The 21,586-nt window shown below is 39.6% G+C and carries 24 protein-coding genes and 1 other RNA gene; 12 read left to right on the forward strand and 13 right to left on the reverse strand.

Annotated features, from left to right (window positions below):
• Positions 1-244 precede the first annotated feature (244 nt).
• Positions 245-2,263: an NADPH-dependent 2,4-dienoyl-CoA reductase gene (locus tag DK858_RS02265; protein WP_109396051.1), complete on the forward strand. Its 2,019-nt coding sequence runs from the start codon at positions 245-247 to the stop codon at positions 2,261-2,263.
• Positions 2,264-2,375: 112 nt separating this feature from the next.
• Here DK858_RS02265 and sstT read toward each other — a convergent pair whose 3' ends face one another.
• Complete coding sequence (gene sstT / locus DK858_RS02270; protein WP_109396052.1) at positions 2,376-3,629, reverse strand: serine/threonine transporter SstT; 1,254 nt, start codon at positions 3,627-3,629, stop codon at positions 2,376-2,378.
• 725 nt (positions 3,630-4,354) lie between these two features.
• On the opposite strand from sstT, the gene DK858_RS02275 reads away from it, so the two are divergent.
• From DK858_RS02275 to DK858_RS02295, 5 genes are all read left to right on the forward strand, one after another.
• Entirely contained in the window at positions 4,355-5,014 is a 660-nt protein-coding gene (locus DK858_RS02275) for a DedA family protein (protein WP_099074128.1), read from the forward strand.
• Positions 5,015-5,276: 262 nt separating this feature from the next.
• On the forward strand, positions 5,277-5,582 hold the full coding sequence (locus DK858_RS02280; RefSeq protein ID WP_109396053.1) for a DUF883 family protein: 306 nt from the start codon (positions 5,277-5,279) through the stop codon (positions 5,580-5,582).
• Positions 5,583-5,588: 6 nt separating this feature from the next.
• Positions 5,589-5,999, forward strand: a complete 411-nt coding sequence (locus DK858_RS02285; RefSeq protein WP_109396054.1) for a phage holin family protein — start codon at positions 5,589-5,591, stop codon at positions 5,997-5,999.
• A complete protein-coding gene (locus tag DK858_RS02290; protein WP_228407151.1) occupies positions 5,980-6,285 on the forward strand; it encodes a YqjK-like family protein in 306 nt (101 codons plus the stop codon). Before DK858_RS02285 ends, DK858_RS02290 begins: the two co-directional genes overlap by 20 nt.
• Positions 6,286-6,469: 184 nt before the next feature.
• Positions 6,470-6,862, forward strand: coding sequence for a DoxX family protein (locus DK858_RS02295; RefSeq protein ID WP_023580968.1), 393 nt, complete (start codon positions 6,470-6,472; stop codon positions 6,860-6,862).
• Positions 6,863-7,046: 184 nt separating this feature from the next.
• Here DK858_RS02295 and DK858_RS02300 read toward each other — a convergent pair whose 3' ends face one another.
• Positions 7,047-7,949 (reverse strand): LysR family transcriptional regulator, encoded by a 903-nt coding sequence (locus tag DK858_RS02300; RefSeq protein ID WP_006535295.1) that lies wholly within the window; start codon positions 7,947-7,949, stop codon positions 7,047-7,049.
• Positions 7,950-8,062: 113 nt separating this feature from the next.
• Here DK858_RS02300 and DK858_RS02305 point away from each other — a divergent pair, with 113 nt between their 5' ends.
• Positions 8,063-8,767, forward strand: a complete 705-nt coding sequence (locus DK858_RS02305; protein ID WP_109396055.1) for a pirin family protein — start codon at positions 8,063-8,065, stop codon at positions 8,765-8,767.
• A gap of 67 nt (positions 8,768-8,834) precedes the next feature.
• Here DK858_RS02305 and rnpB read toward each other — a convergent pair.
• Positions 8,835-9,209: RNase P RNA component class A (gene rnpB / locus DK858_RS02310), an RNA gene on the reverse strand.
• A gap of 60 nt (positions 9,210-9,269) precedes the next feature.
• Positions 9,270-10,148 carry a 16S rRNA (cytidine(1402)-2'-O)-methyltransferase gene (gene rsmI / locus DK858_RS02315; RefSeq protein WP_109396056.1) on the reverse strand — a complete coding sequence of 293 codons (879 nt, stop codon included), beginning with the start codon at positions 10,146-10,148 and terminating at the stop codon, positions 9,270-9,272.
• 61 nt (positions 10,149-10,209) lie between these two features.
• Here rsmI and DK858_RS02320 point away from each other — a divergent pair, with 61 nt between their 5' ends.
• The 4 genes from DK858_RS02320 to dolP all read left to right on the forward strand — a co-directional run bounded on the left by DK858_RS02320 (position 10,210) and on the right by dolP (position 13,632).
• Positions 10,210-11,973, forward strand: coding sequence for a penicillin-binding protein activator (locus tag DK858_RS02320; RefSeq protein ID WP_109396057.1), 1,764 nt, complete (start codon positions 10,210-10,212; stop codon positions 11,971-11,973).
• A gap of 80 nt (positions 11,974-12,053) precedes the next feature.
• Positions 12,054-12,431: a YraN family protein gene (locus DK858_RS02325; protein ID WP_109396058.1), complete on the forward strand. Its 378-nt coding sequence runs from the start codon at positions 12,054-12,056 to the stop codon at positions 12,429-12,431.
• A 22-nt stretch (positions 12,432-12,453) separates the two neighbouring features.
• Positions 12,454-13,044, forward strand: coding sequence for a DnaA initiator-associating protein DiaA (gene diaA, locus DK858_RS02330; RefSeq protein ID WP_004245257.1), 591 nt, complete (start codon positions 12,454-12,456; stop codon positions 13,042-13,044).
• Positions 13,045-13,053: 9 nt separating this feature from the next.
• Positions 13,054-13,632 (forward strand): division/outer membrane stress-associated lipid-binding lipoprotein, encoded by a 579-nt coding sequence (gene dolP, locus DK858_RS02335; RefSeq protein WP_036933029.1) that lies wholly within the window; start codon positions 13,054-13,056, stop codon positions 13,630-13,632.
• A gap of 113 nt (positions 13,633-13,745) precedes the next feature.
• On the opposite strand, the gene ureG is transcribed toward dolP, so the two are convergent.
• Genes ureG through DK858_RS02370 form a run of 7 tightly spaced genes read right to left on the reverse strand, consistent with a single transcriptional unit; the run spans position 13,746 to position 18,782 of the window.
• Complete coding sequence (gene ureG / locus DK858_RS02340) at positions 13,746-14,363, reverse strand: urease accessory protein UreG (RefSeq protein WP_109396059.1); 618 nt, start codon at positions 14,361-14,363, stop codon at positions 13,746-13,748.
• Positions 14,364-14,372: 9 nt separating this feature from the next.
• Positions 14,373-15,038, reverse strand: a complete 666-nt coding sequence (locus DK858_RS02345; protein ID WP_162556657.1) for an urease accessory protein UreF — start codon at positions 15,036-15,038, stop codon at positions 14,373-14,375.
• Between the two features lie 24 nt (positions 15,039-15,062).
• Complete coding sequence (gene ureE / locus DK858_RS02350) at positions 15,063-15,560, reverse strand: urease accessory protein UreE (RefSeq protein WP_109396061.1); 498 nt, start codon at positions 15,558-15,560, stop codon at positions 15,063-15,065.
• 26 nt (positions 15,561-15,586) lie between these two features.
• Positions 15,587-17,290, reverse strand: a complete 1,704-nt coding sequence (ureC, locus tag DK858_RS02355) for an urease subunit alpha (RefSeq protein WP_109396062.1) — start codon at positions 17,288-17,290, stop codon at positions 15,587-15,589.
• On the reverse strand, positions 17,287-17,613 hold the full coding sequence (locus DK858_RS02360) for an urease subunit beta (RefSeq protein WP_109396063.1): 327 nt from the start codon (positions 17,611-17,613) through the stop codon (positions 17,287-17,289). Before DK858_RS02360 ends, ureC begins: the two co-directional genes overlap by 4 nt.
• An 8-nt stretch (positions 17,614-17,621) precedes the next feature.
• A complete protein-coding gene (locus tag DK858_RS02365) occupies positions 17,622-17,924 on the reverse strand; it encodes an urease subunit gamma (RefSeq protein WP_069368687.1) in 303 nt (100 codons plus the stop codon).
• A 21-nt stretch (positions 17,925-17,945) separates the two neighbouring features.
• Positions 17,946-18,782, reverse strand: coding sequence for an urease accessory protein UreD (locus tag DK858_RS02370; RefSeq protein WP_109396064.1), 837 nt, complete (start codon positions 18,780-18,782; stop codon positions 17,946-17,948).
• Positions 18,783-19,275: 493 nt separating this feature from the next.
• On the opposite strand from DK858_RS02370, the gene DK858_RS02375 reads away from it, so the two are divergent.
• The gene (locus tag DK858_RS02375) at positions 19,276-20,166 is read left to right on the forward strand and encodes an AraC family transcriptional regulator (RefSeq protein ID WP_109396065.1); all 891 of its coding nucleotides are present in this window, start codon (positions 19,276-19,278) and stop codon (positions 20,164-20,166) included.
• A gap of 2 nt (positions 20,167-20,168) precedes the next feature.
• Here the strand turns inward: DK858_RS02375 and mtgA are convergent, their stop codons facing one another.
• Together mtgA and elbB are read right to left on the reverse strand one after the other, a co-directional pair.
• Positions 20,169-20,870 carry a monofunctional biosynthetic peptidoglycan transglycosylase gene (mtgA, locus tag DK858_RS02380; RefSeq protein WP_109396066.1) on the reverse strand — a complete coding sequence of 234 codons (702 nt, stop codon included), beginning with the start codon at positions 20,868-20,870 and terminating at the stop codon, positions 20,169-20,171.
• 20 nt (positions 20,871-20,890) lie between these two features.
• A complete protein-coding gene (elbB, locus tag DK858_RS02385; RefSeq protein ID WP_109396067.1) occupies positions 20,891-21,541 on the reverse strand; it encodes an isoprenoid biosynthesis glyoxalase ElbB in 651 nt (216 codons plus the stop codon).
• Between the last annotated feature and the right edge of the window lie 45 nt (positions 21,542-21,586).

Raw genomic sequence — 21,586 nt, forward strand, 5'->3', positions numbered from 1 at the left:
CGGCGGGACTCGTCGTTTCTGCCCATGGAGGCCAGCGTAAATCCGTCACACAGACGGTTGCGGTCTAAGAAGTGGGAAGCCCCGCCCGACAGGGCGGGGAGCAGTCACATTATTATTGCCTTATAGCCCTCTACTGACCTTTTCCATGATTAAGATCACAACTTATTAACATAATGAACTCTTAATCACTGACTTCTCGTTATGCTATAGATATCTCATCTGACCAGTCTAAAAAGGGTATCTGATGGCTCATTATTCTCATTTATTTTCGCCCCTTGATTTAGGTTTTACCGTACTTAAAAACCGTATTCTTATGGGATCTATGCATACTGGACTTGAAGAAAATCCGCAGGATGCACCAAAACTTGCACAGTTTTATGCTCAAAGAGCCGCTGCAGGCGTTGCATTAATTGTGACTGGAGGGATCTCTCCCAATAAACAAGGTGTGTTATTACCACATGCAGCAACATTAATGTCTGAAAGCCAACTAGCGACTCATCAACTTGTTACTGATGCAGTTCATCAGCAAGGAGGTAAAATTGCTTTACAGATCTTGCATACTGGTCGTTATAGTTACCAACCTAACTTAGTTGCGCCTTCTGCTATTCAATCCCCAATAACCCCTTTTATCCCAACAGAAATGAGTCATGAACAAATCGAACAAACTATCAATGACTACATTCACTGTGCTCAATTAGCTCAAAAAGCAGGCTATGATGGCGTTGAGATAATGGGATCTGAAGGCTATTTAATCAATCAGTTTTTAGTGAGCCACACCAACCAGCGAGCCGATCAATGGGGTGGAAATATTGAAAATCGTTGTCGTTTCGCTTTACGCATCCTTGAAGGTATAAAAAAAGCAGTCGGTGAGCAATTTATTATTATTTATCGTCTTTCTATGCTGGATTTAATTAAAAATGGTTCAGATGCATCAGAGGTACTTTATCTTGCCAACGCTGTTGAAAAAGCCGGTGCTACAATGATCAATACAGGGATCGGTTGGCATGAGGCACGAATTCCAACAATAGCCACCATGGTACCAAGAGGTCAGTTTGCGAATGTAACACGCGAATTAATGGGTAAAGTGAATATTCCTCTGATTACATCCAACCGAATTAACACACCACAAACAGCAGAAGCTATTTTGGCAGAAGGTTGTGCCGATATGGTTTCAATGGCTCGCCCTTTTCTTGCTGATCCCGAGTTTGTACTTAAAGCTCAGCAAGGACGTGAAGATGAGATAAATACCTGTATTGCCTGTAACCAAGCATGTCTTGATGAAATATTTTCAGGTCAGACCGCTTCTTGTTTAGTGAACCCTTTCGCGTGTCGAGAAACCGAACTTCTGGTTACTCCAACTCAACAACCCAAAAAGTTAGCTGTTGTTGGTGCAGGGCCCGCGGGATTATCTTTTGCGGTAACCGCCGCGAAACGTGGTCATCATGTCACACTGTTTGAAAAAGAAGATATTATTGGTGGGCAACTAAACATTGCAAGCAACATTCCCGGAAAAGAAGAGTTTAAGGAAACCTTACGCTACTTTAAACGACAACTACAGCTCACGGGGGTGATTGTTAAAAATAATACCGAAGCCACTCCTCATCATCTTGAGCAGTTTGACGAAATTATTTTAGCCAGTGGTGTTACGCCCCACAGCCCTGACATTGAAGGGCAAGATAATGAGATAGTTAAAACTTACCTTGATGTTTTAAAACACCATCAACCCGTGGGTAAAAATGTAGTGATCATTGGTAGTGGAGGTATTGGCTTTGATACAGGCCTCTATCTTACTCAAAAAGGGCAATGCAGTAGCCTAAGCCCTTGTGCTTTTAACAAAGAATGGGGTATTGATCCGACTCTTTCATCTCGTGGTGGTATCAAGCCCACAAATCACATTAAAGACGATACTAAACACATTGTTATGACACAACGTAAAGCCGGAAAAATAGGGTTAAGTTTGGGTAAAACAACAGGCTGGATACACAGACTCACATTAGAGAAAAAAGGCGTTAAATTCTTAACAGATTGTCATTATCAAAAAATCACACCAGAAGGTCTTGTGATTGAACAAGATGGAAAACAGCAACTTCTTATGGCTGATAATATTATATTGTGTACGGGACAACGCGCTTATCACCCTCTATTCGCACCTTTAGAAAAAGAAAACAAAATCGTCCACCTTATTGGCGGAGCAAAAGATGCACGCGCATTAGATGCAAAACGCGCTATTAGGCAGGGAACTGAGTTAGCACTTGCCATTTAAACCGTTAACGTAATGATAAAATGACAAAAAGAAACCCCACAAAATGTGGGGTTCTATTTTTTATTATTAATTATTATTTTTACCGCTCTTCCTGTCTTACTACTTACCCTTTTTACCCATTATTTTTTTCAGTTAATGGATTATCTGAAATACGATTATCTTCAGCAATACAGACTGTTGCTGTAAAAAGAACATCTGTTGATGAGTTAAGTGCCGTTTCTGCTGAATCTTGTAACACACCAATCATCACACCGACAGCAACAACTTGCATAGCGATATCATTGCTAATACCAAACATGCTACAAGCCAGTGGAATTAACAGTAAAGAACCGCCAGCAACACCAGATGCACCACAAGCACAAATTGCAGCAACAAGGCTTAATAACAATGCAGTTGGCACATCAACAGGCATACCTAATGTATTTACTGCGGCTAATGTCAAAATGGTGATAGTAATTGCCGCACCACCCATATTGATGGTCGCACCTAATGGAATTGAAACAGAATAAGTATCTTCGTTTAAATTCATACGACGACACATTGCCATATTCACAGGAATATTTGCTGCTGAGCTACGTGTAAAGAAAGCAGTTACACCACTTTCACGCAGACATGCCCATACTAATGGATATGGATTACTGCGGATTTTCCAAAATACAATCAGTGGGTTCACAACTAAAGCAACAAACAGCATACAACCAAGTAGTACTACCAGAACCTGTAAGTAGCCGGCAAGGACTTCAAAACCTGTTGTTGCGATCGTTGATGAGACTAAACCAAAAATACCAATAGGCGCTAAGCGAATAACAACACGTACTACATTTGTTACTGCGTCAGCTAAATCTTGCGTTAAGACTTTAGTGGTATCACGAGCATGACGTAGTGCTAAGCCAAGCCCAATAGACCACGCTAAAATGCCCATATAGTTACCATTGATAAGCGCATCAACAGGGTTTGCGACCACATTAACTAATACGCCTTTAAGAACTTCAGCAATATTCTCAGGTGGTGACAATTGTGATTCACTAACAACCAGCGTTAAAACTGATGGGAACACAAAACTAGCAACAACTGCGGTTAACGCAGCAAAGAACGTTGCTAACAGATATAAAATTAATACGGGACGAATATTCGATTTTTGCCCTTGACGATGATTAGCTATCGAAGCCATAACCAGTACCCATACTAAGATAGGCGCTACAGCTTTCAGTGCGCTAATAAACAGAGTACCTAATAGACTCATCATCTTGGCAACTTCTGGCGCTAACCAAGCAAGTAAGATCCCTGCAATTAAACCAACGAGTATTTGTTTGACGAGGCTTCCCTTAAAGAACAGGCTGAAGACTCTGGATTGTTGTTTATCCATAGCTATTCCATGACTTAAAATAATATTTAAAAAAGGCATTTTTGAGTGTTTGCAATGCCAGTATAAGGAATTGAATCGCGCTGAAAAGCAGATTATGCAAAATATACAGCATTAACCATTTATGTTAACAATAAAATAACATAACTGTGATCATAATAGGGTTTTGTTCATTTTAATACACCAATACAAAATGAAAGAAATTATTATTATCAGTAAGTTATATCTCATCATCTTGCTTGTTTTTTATTTTATTTCTCTTATTTTTAATTTTCTCAATCAACTGACCATCTTTTTTATTAACATTATCACTAACAACTACCCACTGTGCCCATCTTAAACTTGATTAAATAATAAACAAAAAAGTCAAACAAGATAACGTGTTAATTCTCTTAATTAATATTAAAAAATTATCTTTTATGATCGCTATAAAATAGAAAACACCCCATTGCATTATCCATCCTCTTGAGTTTTTCTTTTTAAAAACACCCTATTCTGAACTCAAAAAGAGATTTGATGTCTATTTTTCGAGATCCAATATCCATCTGTAAGTAATGTCGTTATTGAGTTAAAAAATTTTCTGTCTAGTTTTTCCTGATTTTGTTAGAGTGTTGCTGTTTTAAACAATGAAAAATAGACCCTATGAAGTAGAAAATGGGTAAATAGATTACAACACCTATTGATTTCATATTTACCCCCAAATGACTCAGTTTTAGGAAGCCTTTTATATGGAAATCGTAAGAGAGCTATTCTTGGCGCTATGGCACCAAGATTACGAAACCTTAGCTAATCCTTCATTAATATGGATTATCTACATTTTATTATTCACCATACTATTCCTAGAAAACGGAGTATTGCCTGCAGCTTTCTTACCTGGAGATAGCTTATTAATTTTAGTAGGCGTGTTAATTGCTAAAGATACAATGGATTTTCCATTGACCTTACTGATTTTGACCGCAGGAGCGAGCCTGGGGTGTTGGTTGGGCTATCTTCAAGGGCGATGGCTTGGAAATACTAAATTAGTACGTAGTTGGCTATCGCATTTACCTGAACATTACCACCAGCGTGCACATGGGCTTTTTCATCGCCATGGCTTAGCCGCATTACTTATTGGTCGCTTTTTAGCGTTCGTTAGAACATTATTGCCAACAATTGCTGGCCTTGCTGGATTGAACAATACTCGCTTTCAAATTTTCAACTGGTTAAGTGGACTTTTATGGGTTGGTATATTGACCACATTGGGTTATATGTTAGGTAATAGCCCACTATTTCGTCAGTATGAACATCATTTAATGAATATCCTTATGCTATTACCTGTTTGCCTATTAGTTATGGGATTAATTGGTAGTATCTGGGTTGTCATTAAAAAGAAAAAAGCGAAAGCATAAGATCTATCAAATAATATAAAGATTTTCCTACTGACATAAAAAGCAGTAAGAGAAATGACAAAGGCCTGTTTCATTTATTTGAACAGGCCTTTATTTCATTTTGCTATATACTCGTCTTAACATCGCCTCATCCCTTTAACTGTGAACATCTATTAAGATTTATCTCTTTTTTTTACCAATAAGTCGTTATTTAATTTCATTAAGCGGTAAAATTGGTCTATTGTTATAAGTACCATATCGATGTCTATTAAAGGAGTTACTTATGTCTCATCAACATTCAAATGAAGATCTGCGTAATGAATTGAAATCTCTTGCTGATACTCTAGAAGAAGTGCTGAACTCCTCTGCAGATAAATCCAAAGAAGAAATCCAAAGCCTGCGTGCAAAAGCAGAATCGGCAATAAAAGGTTCTCGTGCAAAACTCAGTGATGCAGGTAGAGAAATTGTCGATAACACCAAAGAAATTGCCGGAAAAGCTGATAACTATGTTCGTGAAAATCCATGGACAGGTATCGGTATTGGTGCCGCTGTTGGTGTTGTTCTTGGTGTTCTACTAGCAAAACGTTAATTTATAATGAGTGATACTCAAAGACCACAGGGCCCCGCATCCGGGGTTCTGAATTCTCTCAGTAAGATTGGTGCTATCATGATAGACATGGTTGAAACACGCCTAAACTTGATTGCCGTTGAGCTGGAAGAAGAAAAAACCACACTTATCCAGCTTATTCTAATGGCTGGTATCACCTTATTATTAACCGCTTTTGGTTTAATGAGCCTACTTATTCTGATCTTTTGGGTTATTCCACCCGAATATCGAGTCTATGCTTTAGCCATCACCACGGCGACTTTACTTCTCTGTGCGCTAATTGGCGCCATCATGACATTAAGAAAAGCGCGCAACTCTACTTTGTTAGGCGATACTCGCCAGCAATTGGAATTAGATAAACGTCTTTTGGAGCAATATCATGATGAGCAGACAAAATAAGCAGGCTATCCTAGCAAGACGTAAAAAGCTGTTGTTGAATAAAATTCAGCAACAGCGCTCTGACTTAGGACAAAGCACACAAATTTGGCTTGATGTTACAGAGCCGTATGATAAAGCGTGGCGAATTTTAGTCTCTTTAAAGCCTGCGCTTTTAGTGGGCGCCAGTTTTATTTCTCTTTATAGTATTAAACATCCTAAAAAAATCATGCGGTTAGCTCAACGTACTATCGGTGCAATTGGCTTAATTCGTACGCTCCAAAACTCCTTCAAAAAAACCTCTGATTAACATTCAATTTTTTTGTCAAAGAATGTTAATTCTTCTTAATATCCTCTTCACTCAATTCACATTATTGTATATCTCACACCGTAGCCGTGGTTATTAATTCTAAAAATAGAAAATTAACCAACGAAAATACAAATATAAACAGATATACATTGCAGATAATAGAGTTTGATTAGGAATAAATATCATGAAAAAATTTGAAGACATTGCGTTATTAATTGCCCGTATTTTAATGCCGATTTTATTTATCAGCGCAGGCTACGGAAAAATTGGTGGTTATGAAGGCACACAGCAATATATGCAAGCAATGGGTGTCCCTGGTTTCTTATTACCATTAACTATTCTTTTAGAATTAGGTGGTGGATTAGCTATCTTATTTGGTTTCTTAACCCGTACTACAGCAATCTTTACCGCGGTATTTACACTTCTCACCGCATTACTGTTCCACAGTAATTTTGCTGAAGGGATGAACCAATTGATGTTTATGAAAAATATGACCATTGCTGGTGGATATTTATTACTGGTTATCACAGGCCCTGGTAAATGGAGCTTAGATCGTATTTTCAATAAAAATTGGTAATCACGAATTTAGAAACAAAAAAGATCCTCTAGGGGATCTTTAACTCGATAAGAACCCTATGTTTTAAATATAGGGTTCTTTTTTAACGATATTAGTATAATTTTCATTAACTTCTTTTCTATTATCCCCACAATGACTCTGTGAGCGATTATCTCTAAACATAAAAAATTATCTAATAACAAAACTATTTTTTATCATTCGCAAAGAGTTTAGGTATTTCACGTAGACACCAAGATTTAGCTTCACCCATGCTGTCTCTTCGCCATGCCATAATAATATTATTTTCATGATGGTATTCCGGGCCAACAACACGTAAACGCCCTTCTTTAATATCATCTTCAATTAAATCAATCGGCATTGTCGCCACACCTAAACCCGCAATTAACGCTCGACGTTTATCTTCAATAGAACTCACCGTTAAACGGCGCTGTTTATCTAATAGTAGTACAGTTAAAACTGGGCGCTCTCTTGCCGTGTCTGCAATTGCAATGCCTCGATATTTTAAGCGAGTTTCTTCGGCTAATGGCTCAGGTTCGTTATGGATAGGGTGATCTGGGCTGGCAACATAAACGCTGGTGGTATTGTATAAAGGGCGAAAGTTGATTTCAGAAGAAGTGCGAAAATGCATATCGGGCGAAATCACAATATCACATTTACCACTTTCTAAGCTTTCCCATGCCCCTGCAAGTACTTCAGTGACTAAGGAAAGTTGCGTATTTGATTTTTCAGCCAGTTTGTCAACCAAAGGAAAGAGTCTAGATGCGGGAGTCAATGCTTCACAAACAATGGTGATATGTGGTTCCCAACCCCTTGCTAAAGCTTCTGCATCTGACGTTAATTTGTCAGCAGCCTCAAGTAATATGCGCCCTCTATCAAGCAACATTCTACCGACATTGGTAAATTTTGTTCTATGACCAGAGCGGTCGAAAAGAACAACATCTAAATCTTCTTCTAATTTTTGCATGGTATAACTGAGTGCCGATGGAACTCGATTTAGTTCATCAGCAGCAGCTGCAAAACTCCCTCTACGATCAATGGCATCCATGACTCGTAAAGATTCCAACGTAATGGCTTTGTCTTTACTCATTATACTTATCTCTATCAAATAATTTGATTATAGGCACCAGATTAACTTGCTAACAATAGACAGTCCATACCTCTATGATAAATATATTGATAAACTACTCGAAAAATACCGCTATGATAAAATACAGAACAGCACAACAGTGTGGTAAAGCGGATTATGGCTGGCTACAAGCTCGCTACACATTTTCCTTTGGCCACTACTTTGACCCCCATTTTTTAGACTATGGCACGCTAAGAGTTCTCAACCAAGAGGTGCTTGCACCAAATTCTGAATTTAAAGCAAAGACTTACCCTCATGTTGACGTGGTTAATCTTATCCTTCAAGGGGAAGCAACATACCTTGATAATATGGGGCGTACAGTAACAGCAAAAGAAAATGAGTGTTTACTGATTTCACCACATAATACTGATACATATATAGAGAAAAACAGTAGCCCTGATACGCCATTAACTCGTATTCAGTTATGGTTAAATGCTTGCCCACAACAAGAAAGTTTAGCCTCACAAAAATTGGCATTAAATGAAAATTTAAAATATCAATTGTTAGCATCACCTACAGGTGATAATGGCTCATTAATGTTAAGGCAAACTATTTGGCTTTATCATATTCATTTGCAAACAGGAGATGAAGTTACACTGCCAATAAAAGGACAGAAAGGTTTTTTACAATCCATAAAAGGTGGCACCTATTTGCAAACATCAACTCAAGAAACTGGGCAAATTCAGTGTGGTGATGGCGCGTTTATTCAAGATAGCCATAGTATCACGTTAAAAAGCTCAACTGAGTTTCGTGGTTTATTTATTGATATTATTTCGTGATAGCTGATTTAGATTGGTGTAAAAGCAGAAAACCCTCGAAACACAATGTGAATCGAGGGTTTTTTATGAGGTGAGTTGACCGTTAAGCCGGGTTCTGTCGTGGACAACCATTCATCTAGGCCAGAACTTGCGCGCTGGCTCCAGCAACCTACCCGGGTTCAATGCGGGCCGCACCATAAGAACCCCTATTTGGTCTTGCTCCGGGTGGAGTTTACCATGCCACAAACTGTTACCAGTTGCGCGGTGCGCTCTTACCGCACCCTTTCACCCTTACCTGATCCTGTAAACAGGCCATCGGCGGTTTACTCTCTGCTGCACTTGTCGTAGGCTCGCGCCTCCCAGACGTTATCTGGCACCCTGCCCTGTGGAGCCCGGACTTTCCTCCCCTCTATCCGTCTCCCCGAAGGGACAACGATAAAGCAGCGGTTGTCTAGTCAACTCAGGGTGCGGATTATAGGGATTTTGGTGGAAAATGTATAGCGAAAGAAGCTAAAAAATCACTTTACTCGTCTTGGGCTTGACCATTTTGCTCGATAACATGTTTATAGAGCGCATTTTTCTTCACACCATAAATCTCAGCAGTGACTGCTGCCGCTTTTTTCAGTGGTAACTCTTTTTGTAAAATTGCGAGTGTCCGCAATACTTCTGGGGAAAAATCATCATCAATGAGTTTTTCATACCCTTCAACAATTAATACCATTTCACCTTTACGACGGTTTTCATCTTCAAGAACCCATTTAAGCAGTTCACCAACAGGCATACCTTGAATAGTTTCCCACGTTTTTGTGAGCTCTCTCGCTAATACTACGTAGCGATCTTTCCCCCAAACTGTCACCATATCAGCTAAACTATCTAACAAGCGATGCGTTGATTCATAAAAAATCAATGTACGAGGCTCTTCTGATAATGCGCGTAAACAGTCCTGACGACTTTTTGTTTTTGCGGGTAAAAAACCTTCATAACAAAAACGATCAGAAGGAAGCCCTGCCGCAGACAGTGCCGTGATAGCAGCACAAGCACCAGGTAATGGCACAACATTTATGCCATTTTTACGACATTGATTGACTAAATGATAGCCAGGATCGTTAATTAATGGTGTACCTGCATCAGAGACTAATGCGATACTTAGCCCCTGTTGTAATTTGCTAATTAATTGATCTGCTTTTTGCTGTTCATTATGATCATGTAACGCATACAAACGTGCGTTAATGGCAAAATGCTGTAATAGAAGCCCTGTATGACGGGTATCTTCTGCAGCAATTAAATCGACATGAGACAGCACATCAAGTGCCCGCTGGGTGATATCGCCCAGATTACCAATAGGTGTGGGTACTATGTACAGTGTGGATGTCGTTACCGCTGCTCGATTAGGTTGATTCATTGTTTATTCCGAATGACCGATTTAAAATTGAGCATAATTATAAAACATCACTGGGTACAGTATGCTTTCCTCAATTTTTGTGCGTTTTAAAACAGGTTTATCCTATACTGCAATACTCTCTGCGTTGATTATGTCAGGTTGTACCCTGACGGGGCAACAAGAACAACCTCTCACTCCAGCTGCAAAAGCAGAAATGGAGATGAAACAATTTCAAAAAGTGATTGATGACGCTCAAGGGCTAGCATCTTTAGATGTTATTAGAGCCTATATAGGGTTAGAAACATTAATTACTGATCCTCAACTGCGTCAGAAAAATATTGATGATACATGGCTCACACTAACCAAACTCACACCTGAGCAACGCCGTGGTGTTGTTATCAAAGCAGATGAAAATACGCTGCAAGGTTGGTTAGATTTACTCAATACCTATGAATACAACAAAGATGATGCTGATAAGTTATCAACCGCCGTCAGAGAATGGCAGACTCGCTATCCTCGTAATCCAGCTGCATTAACACTTCCAGCTTCATTATTACGTCTTTCACAACCCTCTGTAAGTACCAATAGCCAAATCGCATTATTATTACCTTTAACAGGGCAAGCGAAAGTCTTTGGTGAAGCCATTCGTCAAGGCTTCCTTGATGCGCAAAGTGGCTTACCACAACCGCAAGCAATGCCAGCCTCCCAATCACCTAAAAACGATGACAGTCTAGCTTCAATTTTAGAAGAATTAGGCATTAGCAATACTGAAACGTCTGCAACAAATTCAGATACCACGAAAGAGTCCCCTGACAATAGTGAAACAAATCAAGCAAAAGAAGAAAAAGAAACAGATGCTTTTTCCAGTAATATGACCGTTCAGCTTGATCCTATTGCTCAAAACTCTCGCCAAGTGATTGTTTATGATACCAATAGTCAGCCTATTGATGTCTTGCTGAAAAAAGCACAACAAGATGGTGCCAACTTAATTGTTGGTCCACTGCTAAAACCTGAAGTCATGAAAACCATTGAACTTCAAAGTGGGTTGCCAGTATTAGCATTAAATGAGTTAGATGCGATCCCTTCTGCAACTACCGTCTGTTTCTTCTCTCTTTCACCAGAAGATGAAACCCGTAATGCGGCACAACATTTACGTCAGCAACAAAAATCAAATCCATTAATTATTGTTCCTGATAACAAATTTGGCCAAAGAATGGCACAAACATTTGCTGATGAGTGGCAACGCTCTGGTGGTGGCACTGTTTTACAACAAACTTTTAGTTCTGTTGAAAGCTTAAAAGCCTCTATTAACCGCGGTGTTGGTATTCGTATGACAGGTACACCTGTTCTACCAACTGCTAATGCACCTTTACCATTAGAGACTCAATCTATCCCATCTGCGGGTGGTGCCATTGATTCGGTTTACATCATTGCGACTAGTGATGAATTAACCTTAATTAAGCCAATGATTGATATGGCGATCAGTACCCAAAAGCGTCCCCCAATTTATGTAAGCTCACGCAGTAACCAAGGTGGAACAGGCCCTGATTTCCGTATGGAGATGGATGGAATTCAATTTAGTGATATTCCATTGATGACTGGCGCTAATTTGCCATTAATGCAAAAAGCATCAAGCAAATTTGCGAACGATTACTCATTAATGCGCCTTTACGCCATGGGAATTGATGCATGGTCATTAGCAAACAATTACAATGATCTAACAAAAGGCACATTGCGTTTTAATGGTATTTCAGGTTCATTACATGTTGAAAACAACTGTACTGTTTATAGACAACTTCCTTGGATGCAATTTAAACAAGGTAAGATTGAACCTGTTACACAGTAATGCAGGTATTTAGTTATCATTAAAATAAACCGCCATAAAGGCGGTTTATTTTATGAGTAAGATAAAGAAGGAAATCATGGATGATTTTTTCTAAAAACCCTTATTTTTTAGGGTTATACTATGAGCAGAAAGCGCTAAAATATTTACGCCAACAAGGATTAATATTGATTGAGCGTAATGTCCGATATCCCTGTGGCGAAATTGATCTTATTATGCAGGAAAAGAGGACATGGGTATTTGTTGAGGTTCGTTTTAGACGTAACATCTTATTTGGTGATGCAATAAGCTCTATTACTACCTCCAAACGCCGCCGCTTATGGCATACAGCAAAATGTTGGTTAGCCCAACGCCAAGAAAGTATCGAGACTTCAGACTGTCGCTTTGATATTTGTGCATTTAATCAACGCCAGCTAATATGGCTAAAAAACATTCTCGATTATACGGAATTTATTCGTTAAATTAGATTATATAGGTCTTAACGTGCTTGATAGAATCAAAGTCTGCTTTACAGAGAGTATTCAAACTCAAATTGCAGCAGCAGAAGCATTACCAGATGCCATTTCCAGAGCCGCCATGATGATGGTTCAATCTTTGTTAAACGGCCATAAAATATTAAGCTGTGGAAACGGTAGCTCAGCAGCAACAGCACAGCGATTTGCCGCAAGCATGATCCATCGTTTTGAAACAGAGCGTCCTAGCTTGCCCGCATTATCGTTAAACACAGATAGCGTTGTGATGACTGCGATTATGGGGAATCAGCAGCACGATGAAATCTATGCAAAACAAGTGCGTGCATTAGGACAAGCTGGAGATGTGCTACTTGCTATCTCAACTCACGGTAACAGCAGAAGTATTATTAAAGCCGTTGAAGCCGCTGTTACACGAGATATGACCATTGTTGCATTAACAGGGTATGATGGCGGAGAGCTTGCCGGATTATTAGGCCCTCAAGACGTTGAAATTCGTATTCCATCTCAACGTACCGTCAGAATACAGGAAGTTCAGATGCTAACAGTCAATTGTCTCTGTGATTTAATTGATAATACATTATTCCCACATCAGGATGACTAAGGAGTTACTATGAAATTGCTTCCTATTACCGCAGTGCTGTGTTCTGCACTTTTACTGCAAGGTTGTATCGGCGCAGCGGTTGTCGGCACTGCCGCAGTTGCGGGTAAAACTGCAACCGATCCTCGCTCATTAGGGCAACAAGTTGACGATGGTACCTTGGAAGCACGTGTTTCTGGTGCTCTAAACAAAAACGAACAGATCAAGAAAAGCAATTCACGTATTGTCGCTACCGCTTATCAAGGCAATATTCTGCTAACAGGTCAAAGCCCTGATATGTCTGTTGCGAATACCGCCAAACAAGTCGCAAGTAAGGTTGAAGGGGTTAATAACGTCTACAACGAAGTTCGCCAAGGTGAGCCAGTCACATTAGGTACAGCCTCTTCAGACACATGGCTAACAACCAAAGTTCGCTCTCAAATTTTAGGCAGCGATTCAGTAAAATCTTCTTCTGTAAAAGTGATCACTGAAAATGGTGAAGTGTTCTTATTTGGTATTTTAACTCGCCAAGAAGGGGCCGCTGTGGCAAAAATTGCCAGTGAAACCAAAGGGGTCGTCAAAGTAACCACGGCATTTACTTACCTTAACTGATCACATTACTCATATCGCTTTTATATTATCCTGACAGTATCGGTCTTTATAATAAAATGACCGATACTGACAGTTCCTTTCTCGACTAAAATTCGCCTTTTCTCAACAAGCTGTTAGCGTCTTAACATCCCTTTATCAATGATAAAATCGATAATCGTTTCTAAGCCCACTTTTTCTTTTAGATTGGTGAAAACATAAGGTTTCACAGGACGCATTCTTGCTGTGTCTGCTTCCATCACATCTAATGATGCGCCAACATAAGGTGCTAGGTCGATTTTATTAATCACTAATAGATCCGAATGTGTAATACCGGGTCCACCTTTACGTGGAATTTTTTCTCCTTCAGCTACATCAATCACGTAAATGGTTAAATCAGCAAGCTCTGGGCTAAATGTCGCACTTAAGTTATCACCACCACTTTCCACAAAAACGATATCCAGATTTTTGTGGCGCATAGCTAACTCTTCAACCGCTGCAAGATTCATTGAGGCATCTTCACGAATAGCGGTGTGAGGGCAACCTCCCGTTTCGACACCAATAATACGATCCGCGTCTAATGCTTCAGCGCGCGTTAAGATCTTGGCATCTTCTTGAGTATAAATATCATTAGTCACAACCGCGATTTCATAAGTGTCGCGCATTGCTTTACAAAGAACTTCTAACAGTGCTGTTTTTCCTGACCCAACAGGACCACCAACACCAATACGTAGTGGTTGATTATATTCTTGCATATAGATTTCTCATGAACGAAAAAGTCGAGTGTATTGTGTTTCATGGCGACTACTGGCAATGATTTGTGCGGGTGTAAAACTTCCAATATCTTCGGTTGGCCAATGTGCAGATTGAGCAACAATTGCAGGGATCTGCTCTGCTAATGTAAACAGTATTTTCTGTCCCGCACTTTGCCCTAGAGGGATCAATTTCACCCCTGACATCACTGTATTTTCGAGCCAACCCCAAGCATAAGCACAACATAACTTTTCAGCGGAAATACGCCATTTCACCGCTGCTAACGCAAATGCCATAAGTTGTGTCTGTTTTACACACACGAGTAAAGTCTCATCTAACTCAATATCTAATTGAGGAAGTAAACGAGCAAAAGCGATACCTCGTTGGCGCTCTTCTTGTCTTAACTCTTTAGTTTCACGACTTGCGACAATAAAATCACACCAATATTTCACTTCACTCATCTTGGCTTGTGCCAAATTTTCTTGTAATCGCCGTAAGATAGGGAGCTCTAATGTTGCTAAGGTGCCAGTCATTTGAGTACTTAGCCAATCCGCTAATGTTTGAGGACAACAAACCCATCCCTTTTCAATCGCCCACTCTAACCCTTGAGAATAGGTAAACGATCCCACCGGTAAAGAAGGACTGACTAATTGATATAAGCGCAGATCTGCAAGCATCAATAGGCTCCCTTATTCAAATAATTAGTGATGATGATCGTCATAAGAATGATGATGGTGATGATGGCCGCCTGACGATCCACCATAAGCACCAGGTTCTGGTTGATATTTCTCTAAACCCACAACCACATTGGCACCTAACCCTCTCGCCATATCATCTAAAACATGATCATGAAAATAACGACACCAACCCGATTCAATTTGTAGTGGAACATGACGATTACCTAAGTGATAACACACACGAGCCAATAACAGCGGATCGTCACTATACACGGTTGAAACTTGCTCTTTTGCAGCTTCAATCGTTACCAGCGTATTGTCATCTGACAATAAGATATTGCCCTCTTTTAGTACCGTACCACGAGGCAAAAATAGCCCTGCTTCTTGCCCGTCGCTTAATGTCACTTTTAAACGACTTTTAGTCCTTTCATCCATGGTTAAACACAAAGTAAGGAGTTGCTTTTCCGACGTTGCTATTTCAAGCGCTTTCTCTTTATCTATAATTTGAGTAAATCTTTTCATTCTCTATATTCTCAATAACACGCCGATTAAAAGAGGAAGTAGCGTTGTGCCATAGGTAATTGTGTTGCAGGTTCACACACTAGCGGTACCCCATCCGCTTTCACAATATAGGTTTGCGGATCAAGCTCGATATGAGGCACATAACTATTATGGATCATCGACGCTTTAGTGATATTACGACAACCTTTAACACAACCAATTAGGCTCTTTAAGCCGAGTTTTTCAGGTACACCTGCGTCGATCCCTGCTTTCGACATAAAGATCATCGACGTTTGATATTTCGCTTTACCTAAACACGCATACATTGGACGATAATGAACAGGCTGAGGTGTTGGAATAGCTGCATTAATATCACCCATTGGTGCATAAGCCACCATACCACCCTTCATGATCAATGCCGGTTTCACACCAAAGAAAGCCGGATCCCATAAAACCAGATCAGCCAATTTTCCTTTTTCAATAGACCCTACTTCATGTGCAATACCATGTGCTAAAGCTGGATTGATAGTGTATTTAGCCACATAGCGTTTAATCCGATGGTTATCACTTTCAGCGGTATCACCTTCTAATGTGCCTCGTTGTAATTTCATTTTATGTGCACATTGCCAAGTACGAAGAATAACTTCACCTACGCGCCCCATTGCCTGTGAGTCCGACGACATAACAGAAATAGCCCCCATATCATGTAAGATATCTTCAGCGGCGATGGTTTCACGGCGAATTCGAGATTCAGCAAAAGCCACATCTTCAGGAATAGAAGGATCAAGGTGATGACAAACCATCAACATATCAAGATGCTCATCTACCGTATTAATGGTATAAGGCATGGTTGGATTAGTGGAAGCGGGTAAAATATTGGGCTCACCAACTGATTTAATGACATCGGGTGCGTGCCCGCCCCCCGCGCCTTCTGTGTGAAAAACGTGGATCACACGCCCAGCTATCGCTTTCACGGTTTCTTCGTAGAAACCACCTTCATTTAAGGTGTCAGAGTGAATAGCAACTTGCACATCCATCTCATCGGCAACATTCAGGCAGTTATGAATTGCCATTGGTGTTGCCCCCCAATCTTCATGAATTTTTAGACCAATAGCACCGGCTTCAATTTGCTCACGAACTGCTTCAGGTTTACTCACACAGCCTTTACCAAATAAACCAACGTTTATTGGGAGCTCATCAACGGCTTCTAACATGCGGTGCATGTTCCAAATACCAGGGGTTACTGTGGTTGCATTTGTTCCGGCAACGGGCCCTGTACCGCCACCAATAAACGTGGTGATACCAGAAACTAAACCTTCTTGTGCTTGTTGAGGACAAATAAAATGAATATGTGTATCAACGCCACCAGCGGTAACAATTTTGCCTTCACCCGCAACCACTTCTGTGGCAGGCCCTACAACAATATCGACATTAGGTTGTACGTCGGGATTACCCGCTTTGCCGATACCCACAATGCGACCATCTTTAATACCAATATCCGCTTTTACGATACCCCAATGATCTAAAATAATGGCGTTAGTGATAAGTACATCGACACATTCAGCATTAACGACTTGGCTTTGCCCCATACCATCACGAATAACTTTACCCCCACCAAACTTGACCTCTTCTCCATAAGTGGTGAAGTCTTTTTCAATTTCAAGAAAAAGCTCAGTGTCGGCTAACCGCAGGCGATCGCCAGTTGTTGGGCCAAACATATCTGCATAAGCTTGACGTGAGATAGTTTTCATTTTTTCTCACTCTCCAATTTACCCATCACTTTGCCATGAAAGCCGTAAATTTCACGCTTTCCAGCAAAAGCCACTAATTCAACAGTACGGCTTTGACCTGGTTCAAAACGAACCGCCATACCCGCAGGAATATTTAAACGAAAACCTAATGTCTCTTCTCGCTCAAATTGCAATGCTTCATTCACTTCATAAAAATGATAATGAGAACCGACTTGAACAGGTCTATCGCCATGATTGGCAACCTGAATTATTTTTGTCTCTCGACCTGCATTAAGTTCAATATCGCCTAATACTTGATTGACTCTAATTTCACCGGGTATCATGTTGTTACCTACACAATAGGATCATGAATAGAAACAAGTTTTGTACCATCAGGGAATGTACATTCCACTTGAATGTCTTTTATCATTTCTGGTACACCTTCCATGACTTGCTCCGCTGTCAAAACTGAGCGCCCTTCACTCATTAATTGGGCAACAGTTTTACCTTCTCTCGCCCCTTCCATAATGGCACAACTGATAAGCGCAACCGCTTCAGGATAATTAAGCTTGAGCCCTTTCGCTAAACGTCTTTCAGCAACAAGACCCGCTGTAAAAAGCAGTAACTTATCTTTTTCTCTTGGTGTTAATTCCATTTCTGCTCCTAAAATTAACGATTATGTCGCCCATATACGAGGCGGCTCAGGGCAATACCCTAACCAGTGTTGTCTGACGGTTTGCCACACTTGAGCAAAACACGCCATCATCGGCTCTGTTTGGGAGCCTAATAACCGTAAAACTAAAATACCGTCTACATCTGTTAAACCATATTCGATAACACGATCATAAGAAGCTGAGAAAGCTTCAATGCTTTGTTGAATAAGGCTTTTTAATTTGTCCGTTGCAGGATAAATATAAAGTGATCCCAACATCGGGAATTCGCGCATGACAGCCGTTCTATTTTGCAAACCATCGACAAAAAGCGACTCAGTTAATGTCAGTTTTTCATCGATATAGAGATTTAAACGCCCTTTTACATTGCCATTTGCAAACCATTCATTTAAAACGGGGCGCCCAAAACATTGAATTTCCCAGCCAATAAATCTAGCCGTAGATGCAATATGAATATGCGTTTCTAGGCGAACTTGAGCTTCAGGAAAAAAGATATTTTCTTGAGGTAACCACTCTAAAAAACCATTAGCTGCCACTTTTAAGGTTTGAACTTGCCGAGCAACACCACCTGCACTACGGTAAAACTTAGTGGCTCCGGGTGTTGTGAGCAATGCATGCGCTTGGGATTGCACATCAATATTAATCAATAGGTTATCGCCACCAACCACACCGCCAGGGGGATGAAGTAAATAAGTGTGTGCAATACCTTGCTCAGGATAAAAAGGACGCTGAACCATTAATGGGCCGATATGACGCTTTTCTGTAAGACGTGTTATTTCGCGTTTTACTTCATAGCGTAAAGCGATTTCAGCAAGCCAACCCTTCCCTGAAAAGTCAGACATACTCACTCCTGCCAACTCGGCAAAATTATCAATAAATCAGGAAAATGCGTGAATAATACAGCGCTATCCATAAGATTGAGTCATTCAAAAACAAACAGAAAATAAGCTAATGAATGTTGGATAGGGTGTGGATAAAAAACGAACAGTGATATCCTAAGAACAGAATAATCGCCTTCGCCTGTGACGCGCGATTCTACACCTTATTACAAAAAATGCATTTTGAATAAATAACAATTTATTTAGAAAAAATGACACTGTTTAAAATAAATGTAAAAAATGAGCAAATATCTATATTGTCATGTTTTAGCAACAAGATTATATTCTGCTTCACTCTCATTCTGCTTTGCATGACAACACTAATTTAAATTAGAATGATCTCTCTATTTATTATTTTAGACGTGGCTTATCTGTTTATACAACAAATGAGCTAATTTTGAGTATTGTTCATTTAAGCAAGATTAATGCTTAACTTGCCTACGGTATATCGGAGATCATGGAATACAAACACATCCTGTCCTCTAACCAAATGTCTTTAAAAACGTTTTACATCGAAAACCCAATGATAGCGATGGTTAGTGGCGCAAAAGGTACGATTTGCATCAATGGACAATCTATTGATGTCTCTAGCCATTTAACGCTTATTATTCCGAAATACAGTCAAGTCTCTTGCGATATAGTTAATCAATTTACGCATAAATCGATCGAGCTACACACCCTTGTATTATGTGAAACAGAGCTTCAATCTGTTTTCTCTTTACTAAAACCTTTAATTAAATCTAGCTCACCACTAACAAGCCACCTTCCTGCTTACCATTTATCAACGCCTGAAGTGATAAAAAGTAATTTTGGAATTTTAAAACAGTGCTTACCGCTACCGCATGGCTCTCCATCTCAAGAAACCATGTTTATGCAGCAGTGTTTATTTTTTATTTTGATGGCGGTGTATCAAGAAGGTATCGATATTTTAAATATCTTCCGATTTAACTACGATGAGCCGAAAAATCAGGCAATTACACATTTAATTACGCAAGATCCGCAAAGAAAATGGCATTTAGAAGATGTAGCTAAAACGCTTTTCACAACGCCATCAACGTTACGTCGACATTTAAGTAAAGAAGGCGTCTCATTCTGCCAATTATTGCTAGATGTCAGAATGGGCATTGCTTTAAATTACCTCACATTTTCTAATTACACTGTTTTTCAAATAAGTCATCGCTGTGGTTTTGGCAGTAATGCCTATTTTTGTGATGCTTTTAAACGTAAATACGGCATGACACCTTCACAATTTCGCACTCAGTCTCGCCAATCTAACGATCCTTCTGCAATAACAAAGCTATCAGAGAAGATTGCAGAACCTAATAGAAAAATATTTCAAACCTTATAGAGTTATGACAAATTATTTTTCTTTAAAAAGCTAATTCCACCCATTAATCGCATCTGATTTAAGATCCACTGTTGTCGTTTTAGGGTGTAAGCAGAAGGTTTATTTACGTGATAAATATGCGGGTTAGGTAATACTGCAGCTAATAATGCAGCTTCATGGCTTGTAAGTTGTTTCGCAGGCTTTCTAAAATAGTGTTGAGAAGCCTGCTCTACGCCGAAGATCCCATCACCAAACTCAACAATATTCAGATACACAGTTAAAATACGTTTTTTTGACCAAATAAGCTCAACAACTGGTGTCATTCCAGTCTCGAGCCCTTTTCTTATCCAGCTACGACCATCCCATAAAAAAAGATTTTTGACCGTTTGCTGAGAAATAGTCGATGCACCACGTAATGTTTTACCTTTGTTATAATTTTTTTTGAAAACTTTCTCAATAGCATCAAAATCAAATCCCCAATGTTTGGGGAAATTTTGATCTTCAGATGCAATAACGGCTAAATACATCACAGAAGCTATCTCTTTTTCACTGACCCAAGTGGAATGTGATACATAAGAGAAATCAAACTCACTCCAAGCCGAAATTTGTCTTTGAGCCATAACAGCAGAAAAAGGTACAGGTAAAAAAGAAAACAGCACAACTGTTAACAGCCATAAAGCAATTAAAATAATTAATACTTTCTTTAACTTTCTCACCAGTACCATCTGCTGTTTTTACCTACTCTTTATGCCATCTCAAGGACTTTCTTAACCAATTTCTCAATCCCCACCTGTGCTTGTGCAATAGATTGCGCAAGCATATACGCAGGGGTAGTGACAACACGATATTTTTCATCAACAACAATGTCATCAACAGGACAATCTATATGGACGCCACCCATCTTTTCAATTGCACGAGCGGTTTCCTCGTCATTTCCAATTGTTAATTTTACTGGAGCATTTAACATTTTTGGTAACATTACAGGCGCAATACACATTAGCCCTAATGGTTTATTTTGCTGATGTATCGCTTGTACAAATCTTAAGAGATCTTTGTTAATTTCACAGTCACTCCCTTTTGTCGCGAAATTACACAAATTCTTAGCCGCACCAAAACCACCAGGAATAATGACAGCATCAAAGTTTTCGGCCTTTGCCTCTGATAAAGGGGAGATTTTACCACGAGAAATACGAGAAGATTCTTCCATCATATTCCTTTTTTCTGGTTTTTCTTCGCCTGTAATGTGATTAATAACAGTTGGTTGTAATTCATTAGGTGAAAAATAATGAACTTCAGCATTATTTTGGCTTAAAGCAAGCATTGTGAGCACTGATTCATGGATTTCACTCCCATCGAATACACCACAACCACTTAAAATTACCGCAATTGATTTCATATCTTTCTCCGTTTGTAGTAGATTACTAGTTACCCATTTATAGGT

The organism is Proteus faecis (genome assembly GCF_003144395.1).
Taxonomy (GTDB): Bacteria; Pseudomonadota; Gammaproteobacteria; order Enterobacterales; family Enterobacteriaceae; genus Proteus; species Proteus faecis.

Excerpts from the sequence above, each read along its gene's own strand:
- DK858_RS02265 (WP_109396051.1), top strand. The coding sequence starts at position 245 with ATGGCTCATTATTCTCATTTATTTTCGCCCCTTGATTTAGGTTTTACC.
- sstT (WP_109396052.1), bottom strand. The coding sequence starts at position 3,629 with ATGGATAAACAACAATCCAGAGTCTTCAGCCTGTTCTTTAAGGGAAGC.
- DK858_RS02275 (WP_099074128.1), top strand. The coding sequence starts at position 4,355 with ATGGAAATCGTAAGAGAGCTATTCTTGGCGCTATGGCACCAAGATTAC.
- DK858_RS02280 (WP_109396053.1), top strand. The coding sequence starts at position 5,277 with ATGTCTCATCAACATTCAAATGAAGATCTGCGTAATGAATTGAAATCT.
- DK858_RS02285 (WP_109396054.1), top strand. The coding sequence starts at position 5,589 with ATGAGTGATACTCAAAGACCACAGGGCCCCGCATCCGGGGTTCTGAAT.
- DK858_RS02290 (WP_228407151.1), top strand. The coding sequence starts at position 5,980 with ATGATGAGCAGACAAAATAAGCAGGCTATCCTAGCAAGACGTAAAAAG.
- DK858_RS02295 (WP_023580968.1), top strand. The coding sequence starts at position 6,470 with ATGAAAAAATTTGAAGACATTGCGTTATTAATTGCCCGTATTTTAATG.
- DK858_RS02300 (WP_006535295.1), bottom strand. The coding sequence starts at position 7,949 with ATGAGTAAAGACAAAGCCATTACGTTGGAATCTTTACGAGTCATGGAT.
- DK858_RS02305 (WP_109396055.1), top strand. The coding sequence starts at position 8,063 with ATGATAAAATACAGAACAGCACAACAGTGTGGTAAAGCGGATTATGGC.
- rsmI (WP_109396056.1), bottom strand. The coding sequence starts at position 10,148 with ATGAATCAACCTAATCGAGCAGCGGTAACGACATCCACACTGTACATA.
- DK858_RS02320 (WP_109396057.1), top strand. The coding sequence starts at position 10,210 with ATGCTTTCCTCAATTTTTGTGCGTTTTAAAACAGGTTTATCCTATACT.
- DK858_RS02325 (WP_109396058.1), top strand. The coding sequence starts at position 12,054 with ATGATTTTTTCTAAAAACCCTTATTTTTTAGGGTTATACTATGAGCAG.
- dolP (WP_036933029.1), top strand. The coding sequence starts at position 13,054 with ATGAAATTGCTTCCTATTACCGCAGTGCTGTGTTCTGCACTTTTACTG.
- ureG (WP_109396059.1), bottom strand. The coding sequence starts at position 14,363 with ATGCAAGAATATAATCAACCACTACGTATTGGTGTTGGTGGTCCTGTT.
- DK858_RS02345 (WP_162556657.1), bottom strand. The coding sequence starts at position 15,038 with ATGCTTGCAGATCTGCGCTTATATCAATTAGTCAGTCCTTCTTTACCG.
- ureE (WP_109396061.1), bottom strand. The coding sequence starts at position 15,560 with ATGAAAAGATTTACTCAAATTATAGATAAAGAGAAAGCGCTTGAAATA.
- ureC (WP_109396062.1), bottom strand. The coding sequence starts at position 17,290 with ATGAAAACTATCTCACGTCAAGCTTATGCAGATATGTTTGGCCCAACA.
- DK858_RS02360 (WP_109396063.1), bottom strand. The coding sequence starts at position 17,613 with ATGATACCCGGTGAAATTAGAGTCAATCAAGTATTAGGCGATATTGAA.
- DK858_RS02365 (WP_069368687.1), bottom strand. The coding sequence starts at position 17,924 with ATGGAATTAACACCAAGAGAAAAAGATAAGTTACTGCTTTTTACAGCG.
- DK858_RS02370 (WP_109396064.1), bottom strand. The coding sequence starts at position 18,782 with ATGTCTGACTTTTCAGGGAAGGGTTGGCTTGCTGAAATCGCTTTACGC.
- DK858_RS02375 (WP_109396065.1), top strand. The coding sequence starts at position 19,276 with ATGGAATACAAACACATCCTGTCCTCTAACCAAATGTCTTTAAAAACG.
- mtgA (WP_109396066.1), bottom strand. The coding sequence starts at position 20,870 with ATGGTACTGGTGAGAAAGTTAAAGAAAGTATTAATTATTTTAATTGCT.
- elbB (WP_109396067.1), bottom strand. The coding sequence starts at position 21,541 with ATGAAATCAATTGCGGTAATTTTAAGTGGTTGTGGTGTATTCGATGGG.